At 67.6% G+C, this 12,443-nt stretch carries 11 protein-coding genes; 6 read left to right on the top strand and 5 right to left on the bottom strand.

Annotated features, from left to right (window positions below; translation table 11 throughout):
• Positions 1 to 16: 16 nt before the first annotated feature.
• The 3 genes from AB0H78_RS04750 to AB0H78_RS04740 all read right to left on the bottom strand — a co-directional run bounded on the left by AB0H78_RS04750 (position 17) and on the right by AB0H78_RS04740 (position 4,324).
• Positions 17 to 139, bottom strand: coding sequence for a hypothetical protein (locus AB0H78_RS04750; RefSeq protein WP_363232791.1), 123 nt, complete (start codon positions 137 to 139; stop codon positions 17 to 19).
• Positions 140 to 211: 72 nt separating this feature from the next.
• Entirely contained in the window at positions 212 to 3,121 is a 2,910-nt protein-coding gene (locus AB0H78_RS04745; RefSeq protein ID WP_363232790.1) for an AAA family ATPase, read from the bottom strand.
• Positions 3,122 to 4,324: a helix-turn-helix domain-containing protein gene (locus AB0H78_RS04740; protein ID WP_363232789.1), complete on the bottom strand. Its 1,203-nt coding sequence runs from the start codon at positions 4,322 to 4,324 to the stop codon at positions 3,122 to 3,124.
• 848 nt (positions 4,325 to 5,172) lie between these two features.
• Here AB0H78_RS04740 and AB0H78_RS04735 point away from each other — a divergent pair.
• From AB0H78_RS04735 to AB0H78_RS04725, 3 genes are all read left to right on the top strand, one after another.
• A complete protein-coding gene (locus AB0H78_RS04735) occupies positions 5,173 to 5,772 on the top strand; it encodes a hypothetical protein (protein ID WP_363232788.1) in 600 nt (199 codons plus the stop codon).
• Positions 5,773 to 5,884: 112 nt separating this feature from the next.
• Entirely contained in the window at positions 5,885 to 7,381 is a 1,497-nt protein-coding gene (locus tag AB0H78_RS04730; protein ID WP_363232787.1) for a DUF6801 domain-containing protein, read from the top strand.
• A gap of 21 nt (positions 7,382 to 7,402) precedes the next feature.
• Positions 7,403 to 8,335: a hypothetical protein gene (locus tag AB0H78_RS04725; protein ID WP_363232786.1), complete on the top strand. Its 933-nt coding sequence runs from the start codon at positions 7,403 to 7,405 to the stop codon at positions 8,333 to 8,335.
• A gap of 66 nt (positions 8,336 to 8,401) precedes the next feature.
• On the opposite strand, the gene AB0H78_RS04720 is transcribed toward AB0H78_RS04725, so the two are convergent.
• Together AB0H78_RS04720 and AB0H78_RS04715 are read right to left on the bottom strand one after the other, a co-directional pair.
• Positions 8,402 to 8,584 carry a DUF397 domain-containing protein gene (locus AB0H78_RS04720; RefSeq protein ID WP_363232785.1) on the bottom strand — a complete coding sequence of 61 codons (183 nt, stop codon included), beginning with the start codon at positions 8,582 to 8,584 and terminating at the stop codon, positions 8,402 to 8,404.
• A gap of 3 nt (positions 8,585 to 8,587) precedes the next feature.
• A complete protein-coding gene (locus AB0H78_RS04715; RefSeq protein ID WP_363232784.1) occupies positions 8,588 to 9,463 on the bottom strand; it encodes a helix-turn-helix transcriptional regulator in 876 nt (291 codons plus the stop codon).
• A gap of 172 nt (positions 9,464 to 9,635) precedes the next feature.
• Here AB0H78_RS04715 and AB0H78_RS04710 point away from each other — a divergent pair, with 172 nt between their 5' ends.
• The 3 genes from AB0H78_RS04710 to AB0H78_RS04700 all read left to right on the top strand — a co-directional run bounded on the left by AB0H78_RS04710 (position 9,636) and on the right by AB0H78_RS04700 (position 12,443).
• Complete coding sequence (locus tag AB0H78_RS04710; protein ID WP_363232783.1) at positions 9,636 to 10,031, top strand: ATP-binding protein; 396 nt, start codon at positions 9,636 to 9,638, stop codon at positions 10,029 to 10,031.
• A 565-nt stretch (positions 10,032 to 10,596) separates the two neighbouring features.
• On the top strand, positions 10,597 to 11,583 hold the full coding sequence (locus AB0H78_RS04705) for an ATP-binding cassette domain-containing protein (protein WP_363232782.1): 987 nt from the start codon (positions 10,597 to 10,599) through the stop codon (positions 11,581 to 11,583).
• Positions 11,583 to 12,443, top strand: coding sequence for an ABC transporter permease (locus tag AB0H78_RS04700; RefSeq protein WP_363232781.1), 861 nt, complete (start codon positions 11,583 to 11,585; stop codon positions 12,441 to 12,443). Before AB0H78_RS04705 ends, AB0H78_RS04700 begins: the two co-directional genes overlap by 1 nt.

Raw genomic sequence — 12,443 nt, 5'->3', positions numbered from 1 at the left:
GGGGGAGCGAGTTTGGTCAGACCGGCTCGAACCCCTCTGGCGGTACGGGGGATTCGTCCGGCTCCGGGGCGGGATCCGGTATGGCGTTCGGGTGGGAAGCGGGCGGATCGCCCGTTGCGGCGGTGGTGTCGTCGGGCATGCCCACAGGGTCGATCACGCACGGCACGGACCGGTATGGGGCGGGCATGGGTGAGATCACCCAGCTTTCGCGTCAACCGCCCGTGGGGTCGGCCAACTTGCCGCTGAGCTCGACGCGTGAGCGCACGCCGAACTTGCGCAGGGCGACGCTGAGATGTTTGTCGACCGTACGGGGAGAGAGGAAGAGCTCGCGGGCGATCTCGCGATTGGTCAGCCCCGCCGCTGCCATCCGGGCGACTTCCTGCTGACGGTTCGTCAGTACGGCATCGGGGTCGCGGCCGGCCCGAGGCCGCTGCGGCCGCTGCGCGGGAGCCGGGCGCAGACCGGCCCGGCGGGCGAGCCGGGTGGCGCGGTCGCGGTCCCAGCCGGCACCCAGCGTGCCGTAAGTGGAAATGGCCCGGTACAGCACATCCTCGGCCGGTCCGCTCTTCCCGGAGGCGAGCAGACACACGGCCAACTGCTCTTCGGCCTGGGCGGTTTCGTAGACCGCGGGCAGCTGCCGGAATCCGTTCGCCGCCCCGGTGAAGTGTTCCACGGCCTGCGCCCACCGCTCCTGCGCGGCGGCCAGCAGCCCGCGCGCATGACGCAGGCAGGGCCCGGCCAGAGGGGCGTCGAGGCCGCGGAGCCGTTCCTCGTATCCGCGTACGAGTACGGCGGCGTCCGTCGCCCTGCCGGCGGCGAGGAGCGCTTCGACCAGGGCGGGCACGGCCCGGACACCGATCGGCCACAGCCCCTTGGACTCCCAGGCGGCGACCCGGCCCGCCGACTCCTCCAGCGCGCTCGTCGCATCGCCTCGGGCAACGGTCAGCCGGATCAACGCTGTTGCGGGGATGGCCAGGCAGTCGACGGCGTCGGTCTCCTGCGCGCGGCGCAGGACCTCGCGCAGGAGGGCCGCGGAACCGTCGAGATCTCCGCTCTGCAGGAGCAGGCAGGCACGGGCCATCGCCACGAACAGCCGGTCGTTGACGCGGTCCCTGAGCGCGTCCTCCAACAGCGCGATCTCCGTGTCGAGACCGGCCCAGGAGCCGTCGCAGTAGTCCGCCAGGACGATTCCGGCCCTGCAGCGGAGCTCCATGTCCTCGCCCACCGCGTCGGATCCCGCAGCGCCCGCGACGGCCGCGCGGAGCAGCTGTCTGCCTGCCGTGTGATGACCGGAGTTGGTGGCCTGCAGGCCCACGGCATAGAAGGAGTTGACCGCGCGGCGACTTCGGGGCTGCTCCGCTGTGACGGTTCGGAACCTTGCCGCCAGCGCGCTCCACCGACTGTCTCCCACCGCGGCGAACACCTGCGCGGCTCTGCCGAGTGCGAAGACCTGGAAGTCCTGGTCGGCCACCTCGGGGAGCATGTCCAGTGCGCGCTCCAGCCAGGCGATGTGCTCCGGCAGCCCGATGCCCGCTCCCGTCGGCAGGCCGAGGTTGAGCATGGCCGTTGCGGTCAACTCGGGTTCGTCCAGCAGGGTTTCGACAGCCTTGGCCAGTTCCCTCCGTACGCGTGCGGGATCGGCGCCGGTGACGCCGAGGTAGGAACCCAGTTCGAAGTGGAGCCGGCCACGGGCCGGAGGCGAGGGACGGGCTTCAAGGGCACGGAGGAAGAGGTCGGAGATGTCGGGCATGCGCAGTACGCGTACAGCCGCCCGACTGAGCGCGGCCGTCAGCTGCGCGCGCCGGTCGGGCTCCAGTGCGGCATGGCGCAGCACGTCCTCCAGGAGGCGTACGGCCTCGGCGTCGTCGCCCAGCGCCGTGGCCTGAGCCGCAGCGCGCTCTGCCGCCACCACCCATTCCTGCGGGCGGCCCGCGTGGCGGAGATGGTGTGCCAGATGCCCCAGCGGGACCGGGGCCAGATGCTGCACCGCGGCTGCTGCACGGGTGTGCAGGAGCCGGCGGCGGGCCGGAGGCAGACCGTCGAAAACAGCCTGGGAGGCCAGGACGTGCCGGAACCCCACGAGCCCGTCGCGCTCGGCGAACAGCCCTGATACCAGGACCTCGTCCACCGCGTCGAGAGCCTCCGGCCGTGGCAGGCCCGACACGTCCGCCAGCGTGTCGATCGGCAGCATGTGCTGCAGCACCGCCGCTGCCTCCGCCACGGCACGTGCTGCGTCCGGCAGCCCACCGACGCGCTCCTGCACCGAATCGCGCACGCTGGTCGGCACATCGAGGGAATCCAGGGTGCGGCGCGCCCAGCCGCCCTCCCAGCGGATGATGCCGCCCCGTGCGCGCAGCAGCGCCAGGAGTTCCTGTACGGCAAGGGGCAGACCCGACGCGCGCTCGCAGAGGTGGGTGGCGAAGGCGGTGGACACGTCGTCCAACTCCAGGATCACTGCGGCCAGTTCGCGGGTGCGCTCCGCGTCCAGGGGCTTCAGCACGATGTGTTCACGGGTGACGGAATCAGCGGGCCGGGCCGTCACCGCGCGCACCTGGGCTTCGGTCTCCTCGGCCCGGTAGGTGAGCACCAGCGAAAGGTCGCCCGGCGGGTTCGACAAAAGGTAGGTCAGGAACTCGACGGTCTGCGCATCCGCCCAGTGCAGGTCCTCGATCACCAGCACCAAAGGGCCCAGCGCCCCCACCACCTCGACCAGGCCGCGGAAGAGCCGGTGCCGTTCGACGGCGCGGTCCCCGAGCGCCTCCGGTGCCGCGGGCAGGACGTCGGACAGCTCGGGCAGCAGGCCCCGGAGCGCCCCGGCGACCGGCGACAGTACTGCGCCGGCCAGGTGCGTCGCACTGCTGCGCAGCGCCTCGACGAGAGGGCCGAGCGGAAACGGCTCGCGCAGCCTGTCGCAGCTTCCCGTCAGCACCTGACGGCCGTTCACCGCCTGCCGCTCCGCCAGCTCGGCGACGAGGCGGGACTTGCCGATGCCCGCTTCACCCTCGACCACGGCCACCGACGGTGACTGCGCGACCGCCGTGATCAACCGACGCAACTCGGCGTCCCGGCCCACCAGCACCGGCGAGACGACCCTGCCGACCCCGACCGGAGCGTTGCCCACTCAGCGGCGCCGCTTCTCGAGTTCCATCGCGCGCAACACGATCTCGGTGGTGAACCGCCGTTCAGGATCGCTGAGTTGCTCACCGAAGATGTCTTCCAGGGCGCGCATCCGATAGCGGACCGTCTGCGCGTGGACGTTCAGGTGCGTGCCGATCTGGGCGGCGGTTCCGCGCGTCGCGAGCCAGGCGTGGAGCGTCTCGACGAGGCGGTCGCGGCGGTTGTCGGTGAGGTCGGCGACCGGGGCCAGTTCGCGCTCGGCGAGCTGGTTGAGGAGGGGGAGGTCCGACAGCAGCCACATGGTGACCATGTGGTCGTCGCAGAGGGCCGTCGGTGCGTCGTCGATGATCCCGGTCTCGATGAGGTCCAGGACCTGTCGTGCCCAGCGGAGCGAGTCCGATGCGTTGGCGAGCGGCACGGTGAGGCCGACCGCTTTGTGGACGCCGGGGAAGGATGCCTCCAGCATCGTCCGTCTTCGCTCGTCGAAGGGGCCGGGAAAGAGCAGGTGGGGGATGGGCTCGGCGAGGTCGGCCAGGACATCGTTGTCCAGATTGACCTGGGGGACCCCGGCGGGTGTGCGCAGGGCGACCAGCGTCGCGCGCCGGGGCAGTTCCCATCCGGTCTGGTCGGAGAGTTCGGCGATGGCGGTACGGGGTACGGGCGCGCCGGCGAGGATCAGGTGGAGCAGCCGTCGGCGCAGGGTGTCGGTGTGGTCCCCGTCGGCGGTCTTCACCTCCAAGTACCCCTCGCGGGACAGGGATTCGAGCTCGTCGACGTAGGTCAGCAGGGCGTCGGCGAAGGTCAGCATCAGGGTGGGGGAGAGGTTGTAGCGCCGGCCCACCTTCTTCGCCCTGCGCAGGGCGATGCGCGCGCCCAGCCGGTACGCGCCGTGGAGCTGCTCCAGGTCCCGGCCCTCGTACGCCTCGAACCGGCCGAAGCGGCGGCACATCTCGTCCCGGAGGGAGGAGGGGGCGGTGGGCTCGGCGACCTGGTCGACGAAGACGGAGATGCTCTGCTCCACTCCGACGCGTATGCCCTGTCCGTACGGGCCTTGGAGAAGGCGTGCGTACTCGGGGTATGCGCGGGTGACCTCCAGTCCGATCTCCTTGATCAGGCTGGGCAGTTCGGGTCGCATCACCGCGGCGAACTCCTGCGGCAGCGGTCCCAGCGGCTCATCGATGTCCGAGGGTTGCGCAACTCCCGGCATGACTCAAACCCCTTGCTCTTCAGCGCCCGGTGGGGGGTGGCCAGGGGGAGGAGCGCTCCCATCAGGCCGTCAGGTGCGTACCGACTTGAGCTGCTGAAGATAGTGCAACCTGAGGCCCCTGGACACAGTTGTGACAGGACGCGATGCATGGGGCACATATCCGGCCACGGCGTGTGTGGCTCGATAGCGATCCTGCCGCCGGCCGGTTCGTGACTTGTTGCCGAGTGACAAGAATTCCCTTCTCCGTCTGCTGAATTGTCACTTCGCAAGCCCTGTGATCCGCTGCGCTTCACATCCTTTGTGAGCAATAGTCGACTCCTGTGATGTGCGTGTGTCAAGGCGGATTTCGCGGTGAATCCCGGAGCGAACTCCCGGACAGAGATCGGCGATTCGTGGCGTGCCTTGTGACGGCCGTGAGCTGGGGCTCGCGCGGACCGATCCCCTACGTCGCCCTCGGAAGTCGCAGCTCAGCCGCTGGCCGGGGCGCTGCCGGACGGCCGCGTGGACGGGCCCGCGGCCGTCCCGTGGACCACGGGACGTTCTCCCTGCCAGTGGCCGGTGTGACACATGTGGTGGAGCGCGGTTGCTCACTTCGTGACAAGAAATCCAGGGCGATTACTCACTCGGAGACAGAAAATCTGCCGGTGAAAGGCAGTTCCGACTTTCTTCGGCGCAACCTATTGCCGAGAAGGTTACTCGCTCGTAGCGTCATCGCCGCACGGTGGGAACAGGCGGAATTGCGGGAGATGACGCCGATCCCCTGATGTGTGCACATCTGGAAGACCGCCGCCTCTCCGGGAGACGGCGCGCTCCGAGTTCGTAGACACTCGATGAAGGGAACACGAACCATGCGGAAGATGGCACTTAGAGTCGCAGTCACCACAGCAGCTATGGGCGCGGCCCTGGGCCTCACCGTCGCCTCGGCATCGGCAACAACCCAAGGCGCCTGGACAGTCAGCCCCGGCGGAAGCTTCACCGCACACGCGGTCAACCCGACCCTGGATGTGCCGTCGGCGCAGCTCATATGTGACTCCGCCGACGCCACTGGGAGCATCGCGACCAGCGACGCCGACGGGATCAACATCGGCTCCATCGGCAACATTGCCTTCAACACCTGCAGTGTGGGTGGCCTCGACTTCGACGTCACGATGACGGCCACTCCCTGGAACCTCAGCGTCACCGGAGTGAATTCCGGAAACGCGAACTGGGTCGACGGCAGGGTGTCCGGGATCAGCGCGCACATCGAAGGCCCGCTCTGCACGGCCGACTTCGCCGGCACCGTGTACGGCCACTACGAGAACGACACCCACGCACTCGTCATCGACGGAACGGGTGTCGATCTGGTGGCGTCCAATGCCGACTGCCTCGGACTCATCAGTGACGATGACGTTGCCCAGTTCAACGCCAGCTTTGCGGTGTCGCCGGGGATGACCATCACGCCCGCGTAGCAGTTCACCTCTGCTCACGGTTCGGTCCGGGGTGGTAACAGGGGGCAGCCCTGTTACCACCCCGGCACGTCGCACGGTGTACGGGGACTTCAGGGGATAAGGCAGGGCGGATATGAAGGTGAAGAGTGCTGCGATCGGCAACAGGCGCTCTGCGCGGCTGGCTTCCATGGCGGCCGTCGTCATTCTGGGCGGGCTGTTGTCGGGAGCGGGGTCGGCCGCGGACGAGCAGAAGATTGCCGCGTCGCCCTCGTACGACTGCCGACTGCCTTCGGGGAGCCGGCAGGTCACCGTCGGGATCGCGGTCTCCTCCCCGGTGTCAGGCACGGTGGGGCAGCCCATCCAGCCAGGGAGGGTCGAGGTCACCACGGCGCTGGCACACGCCGACCTGCAAACCCTGCTCCCCGCCGGTACTTCAGCGGTGGTCAGCTCCGCGACGCTCGATGTCAGAGTGGCGCAGAACAGTGATACGGCGACCGCGCAGTGGACCGGTCTCACAGCTCCGAACATCTCCGTGCCTGCGGAGGGAGACCTTCTTCTCGTTCACTCGGGAGAGGTTCCGACCGTGACGGTGGGCTCTCCGGGAGATGTCACCGTCACCGCAGGTCGGCTGAGGCTGGAGCTGCAGCCTGCCGCCCCCGACGAAGGGGGACCCGCCCCGGCGGCGGTGTCGGTGACCTGCGAACTGGGAGGCGGCCAGAAAGGGCTCCTGGCCACGGTTCCGGTGTCCGGGGGGTCCGGCGGCGACACCCCGGGAGCGTCGGAGACCCGGCAGCCCGGGGAGCCGGGCGGGGAACGCCGTGACGGCCTTGCGGTCGGTCCCCAGGCCGCGCCCGCGGATCCGACCTTCGTATGCCCGCCCACTCCTACCGGAGAGCCCGATGTCAGCGACGCTCCGCCGTGGACTCCCGGCCCGGTAGAGCCAGTTCGCCGACGCATTGCCACCGCGACCGGTGTGTGTGCCTACGCTGTTGGCTACGCCACGGTGACGAAGCTCAACGGGTCCATGATCATCAACGATCCGAGCAAAAAGCCCGCGCTGATCAGCGCGTTGGCGAACATGTACTCCGTGACGCGTGGGGCCAAGGACGGGTACTACCAGCGGTTCGACTCCATTGCGTCGATCGATCTCCCTGATGCCGAGTCCACTTTCCTGACGTTCGGATTCATGCCGGTCACCGCGAAGGTGGCGTTCGAAACAGGACCCATGTCCATCTTCACGGGGAGTATCGGATCCCCGCCGAACAAGACGGACTTCGCCGTCATCTCGTTCATGCAGACACTGCGCGTGTTCGACGTCAAGGTGAATGGCGTCCCCTTGGATGTAGGAAACAGCTGCAGGACCGAAAAGCCTTTCAAGGTGAGGTTCGACGGCGATTTCAGGATCTACAAAAATGTCGTCCTCGGGGGGCCGCTCACCGGAAAGGTCAACATTCCACGCTTCTCCGGCTGTGGAACTTCCGAAGAAGACCTGAGTCCGATCTTCACGGCGGCAATCAGTGGGAACGGCAATCAGATTGACATGAACCAGGGCGTTGCATGCCAGCCGCAGTATTCAAACCCCTCCAAGAACAATTGCCCCCCGGTGATCCCCCCGCTCCCCGGAAAATAGCCCCCATCACGAGAGGAAGAAATGAGACCCTCACCGACCCGAGTGCGCCTGGGCCTGCTCGCCGCTCTCACCGCGCTCACCGCACTCGTCTCCATGGGCACGGCCTCCGCCGCCACTGAACTGAGCGGCAACTGGGCGCCGTTCACTCGCTGTCCGGTGGACGCCCCCGCCATGCTGGCCGCCGACGGGAAGATCGACACCGCGCTGTGCCTCTCCTCGCACTCGGCCGCCGGCTCCATCAAACTCGGCAGCTCGGTGGTGCCCACCGGGGCCAGTGACCTCCAACTCGGCGTCGTCACGCACCCTGGCGGTACATCGACGCTGATCTCGCCGCCCGGCGGTGCGCTGATAGCCGACTCCGCCCAGCTTCCGGGGGGACTCCTGGGACTGATGTGCCCCAGTGACATCCCCGTGGTCAGCAGCATCTGCAAGCAGATCACGAACGTGAGCCTGAACAGGGTCACTGCGACCATCGAGTCGGTGAACAGCCCCAGCGACTTCAAGCTCATCGCAGGGACCACGACGGGACAGCAGATCATCGCGCTGCCCGTACGTATCCACCTGGAGAACACGTTCCTGGGCAGCAACTGCTACATCGGATCGACCTCGAACCCCATCGTGCTGCGCCCGCAGAACCTGACCAAGCCCACGATCGCAACCCAGCGCTTCGACGCCGACGGCACACCCAACACGGCCGGCGTCGCGACCCGTCTCGCCCTCATCGGCGCGGACCAGAGTGACTCCACCTACGCGGTTCCGGGGGCCAGCGGCTGCGGTCTGGGCCTGCTCGACTGGGCGGTCAACCTCAAGACCAGCCTGCCATCAGCCGCCGGGAACAACAACGTGGTGCTGAACAGCGCGTCGACCTACCTGGGCGGCGTCAACGGCCCCGCAGCCGTCGCACCCAACGACGGCGCGCTGCTCTCCCAGTACTGGCACACCGCCGCGCAGTAGTCGCCGCGCGCGACATGGTCCATGACTCGCCCGGCCCTCACGAGGGGCCGGGCGTACGTGTTGGGCTCAGGGAGCGCAGACGATGTGCTGCCGGAAGGCGCTCCAAGTGGCGGGCGCCAGGCGGAGTATGGGACCCGTCGGGGTCTTGGAGTCCCGTACGGCGACTGTGCCGGGGATGTTGCGCGCGACCTCGACGCACTCGCCTGTCGACGTGCTGTGCGTGGACTTCACGAACTCGTAGCGGGTCACGGGTCACATTCCCTTGCTGATGCTGTCGATGAGTCGAGCGGAGTCGTGCGGCGACAGGCTCAGTCTCGCCGTACGGTCGAAGAACGTGCTGTAGCTCGTGCTCTCCGGGGCGTTCTCGATCCACACTGTAGAAGCCATGGTGTCGACGTGGACCACGTCTATGGCGTCAGCATCGGCGAACGACAGGATGTTGAACGCCCCGCCGACACAGGGGTGTCCGCCTGCGCGGAACGGCAGCACCTGCACGTGGACGTTCGGCTGCTCGCTCACCTCAAGGAGGTGGGCGAGTTGTTCGCGCATCACCTCGGGGCCACCGATCTCCTGGCGGAGAGCGGCCTCCCAGATCACCGCGTGCACGCGCAGCGGTGACTCGCCTGCGAGCCGGGCCTGGCGTCGCAGACGCACCTCGACGACCCGCTCGATGTCGTCAGGGTTCTCCCACATGCCGTCGCTGACGGCCAGCGTCCGCACATAGGCAGATGTCTGGAACAAGCCGGGGATCAACGACAGTTGCCATGCGCGGATCGAGGACGCCGCGTCCTCCATCGCGATGTACTCGGCCAGTCCTCCGGCGTGGGGAGTGTTCTGCCACCAGCCCTTGGCCTTGCGTCGATCGCGGTCGAGCTTGGCGAGGCGCAGCAGCCCGTCGACGGTCCGGTCGTCCTCGACTCCGTACCGCTTGCACAGGGCGATGATGTCCGGATCGCGGAACGGAACCCAGCCGCGCTCCATCTTGGCTACCTTCGCCGCGGTCGCGGTGAGCGCCTCTGCCGCTTGCGGCTGAGTGAGGCCGGCGGCATCGCGCAGGCGTAGCAGCTCACCCCCCAGCTTGCGGGCGAGGACGGTCGACACCCGGTTCCCCAGCTTGTCCTGATTCACGTTGCCCAGTGTGCAGTTGATCCCTAGGGCAGACAAGCCACTCTCGGGGATATATATCTCCGAGAGTGCTTGCGCGGTTCGTGTTGGCGGCACTACCTTCGGTGACGAACTGCTCACAGGGTGGCCCCAGTTGGCCCCTGTGGCGCCCGACCGCACAAGGAGGTGCGTGTCAGTGAACGACCCCGTCATCCGATACGACGTCGTCAGTTACACCCCGTTCCCGCAGAACATCCCGCTCGCCCGGCGCCGGACCGCGCGGCTCGTCGCGGAGTGGGGGCACCCCGGGGTCGCCGGAGACGCCGCCGTCATCGTGAGCGAACTCGCCACCAACGCCCTGCTCCACGGCTGCCTGCGCGACCGGCTCTTCCGGGTGGAGCTCTTCCTCGCCGGGGCCGTCCTCCGCATGGCCGTGACCGACCCCAAAGGAGAGCGCCGGCCCGAACCGCGTACGGCGGATGCCGATGCGCAGTTCGGGCGCGGGCTGCTCATCGTCCGTACGCTCGCCGCCCGTTGGGACGTGGACAGCCTTTCCGTCGGGAAGTCGGTCTGGGCGGAGCTGGACGTCTGAGCCGCAAACGTCATCGCTTATCGACAAAGCGGTTTGGAGTCTCCCCTGCACCGTGCACGGAACGGCATCCTCATTTGTCACCGGCCGATAAGTTTTCGCGCCCGCCTGCTCAGTCGGCGCCAAGAAAAACGTGGCTGGTCAGAGCCGTGCGGAAACTTCGAGAACTGGTATTGCGGGGCAGGTTACTCGGTCGTAACGTCGCTCTCGCGGGCAACTCGTACGACTGAGTAGGGGGTTGCTCACATGTCAGACATGGAGTCCCGTCACGCCCCCTTCGTGCGGGATTCCATACCGGAGAGCTCACCGGCCGATCCCTCCCGCCGGGTGCAGCTTTCGAGGTGGGGCCTTGTGGCTCCGGCCCCCTGAGTCATGGGGCCCCACCTGCACAACAGGCCCTGGGTGCGCACTTTTCGACAAGATTTCCGAGTGGACTTGTCATCGAGTGACAAGGAATGCGGATCTTGGCGAATTCCCTGCTCAAGGGCTTGTCCTGGCGGTGAATGTGAACCTACCGTGCGCCTCTCGGTGCACTTCTGTCACAACGTGAGTGCATGCAGGAGGTGAGATGGGAATCGAAGTAGTCGTCGAAGGTCTTACCAAGTCCTTTGGCAAGCAGAACATCTGGCAGGACGTGACACTCACGCTCCCCGCCGGGGAAGTCAGCGTCATGCTCGGCCCCTCGGGTACGGGCAAGACCGTTTTCCTGAAGTCGCTCATCGGGCTGCTCAAACCGGAACGCGGGCGCGTCCTCATCAATGGCGTCGACATGGTCAACGGCCGTGAGCGCGACATCAATGAGACCCGCAAGCTCTTCGGCCTGATGTTCCAGGACGGCGCGCTCTTCGGGTCGATGACGCTCTTCGACAACATCGCCTTCCCGCTGCGCGAACACACGAAGAAGAAAGAGTCCGAAATCCGTCGCATCGTGATGGAGCGGATGGATGTCGTCGGACTGCTGGGCGCCGAGGGCAAGCTGCCCGGTGAGATATCCGGCGGTATGCGCAAACGGGCCGGTCTCGCACGGGCGTTGGTCCTCGACCCGCAGATCATCCTCTGCGACGAGCCGGACTCCGGGCTCGACCCCGTACGCACCGCCTACCTGTCGCAGACGCTCATCGATCTCAACGCGCAGATCGACGCGACCATGCTCATTGTCACCCACAATCTCGACATCGCCGCCACCGTCCCCGACAACATGGGGATGCTGTACTGCCGGAATCTGGTGACCTTCGGGCCGCGCGAGGTTCTGCTGACCAGCCAGGAGCCCGCCGTCGCCCAGTTCCTGGCCGGACGGCGCGAAGGCCCCATCGCGATGTCCGAGGAGAAGGACGCGGCGACCCTGGCCGCCGAGCAGCTGAATGGCAGCGCCGCCTATCTCGACGAACCCCGCGCCATTCAGCCGCAGTTGGAGCCGTCCCCGGGCCTCCCTGAGCGCCGAGCCGTCATGCGGCGCAGGGAGCGCGTCCTCGGGATGATGGCCCAGCTCCCCGAGCCCGCGCGCGCGGTCATCATGAAGAGCTACGCCGCCCCGGCCGGCGGGGGTGTCGTGTAGTGACCGCACAGTTGCCGGTTCGGCCCTCCGAGCCGCCGGAGGTGCCTGAGGCCCCCTCCGGGGAGTCCAGACATGCGGGCGTCAGACCCCCGCTGCGCGTCCTCGCACCCCTGCGTGAGACCGGGAAGCTCTTCGCGCTCGGCGTCGCGGTCAGCCGGGACATCTTCCGGCGGCCGTTCCAGATGCGGGAGTTCATCGAGCAGTTCTGGTTCATCGCCAGCGTGACCATCCTCCCCGCCGCGCTCGTGTCGATCCCCTTCGGGGCCGTCATCGCGCTCCAGGTCGGCTCGCTCACCCAGCAGCTCGGCGCCCAGTCCTTCACCGGTGGCGCCAGCGTCCTCGCCGTCATCCAGCAGGCCAGCCCGCTCATCGTGGCGCTGCTGATCGCCGGAGCCGGCGGCTCCGCCATCTGCGCCGACCTCGCCTCGCGAAAGATTCGCGAAGAGCTCGACGCCATGGAGGTCATGGGCGTCTCGCCCATCCAACGGCTTGTCGTGCCAAGGGTGTTGGCCACCATGTTCGTGGCTCTCCTGCTCAATGGGCTGGTCTCCGTCGTCGGTACGCTCGGGGGCTACTTCTTCAACGTCATCCTCCAGGGCGGCACCCCGGGCGCGTACCTCTCCAGCTTCTCCTCGCTCGCCCAGCTCCCCGACCTGTACATCAGCGAGATCAAGGCGCTGATCTTCGGCTTCCTCGCGGGGATCGTCGCCGCCTACCGCGGGCTCAACCCCCGCGGCGGCCCCAAGGGTGTCGGCGACGCGGTCAATCAGTCCGTCGTCATCACCTTCATGATGCTCTTCTTCGTGAACATGGTCCTCACGGCGGTCTATCTCCAGATCGTCCCCGCGAAGGGGAGCTGA

This window comes from Streptomyces sp. NPDC050738, assembly GCF_040654175.1.
Classification (GTDB): Bacteria; Actinomycetota; Actinomycetes; order Streptomycetales; family Streptomycetaceae; genus Streptomyces.
This window is presented reverse-complemented; position numbering and strand designations above follow the sequence as displayed.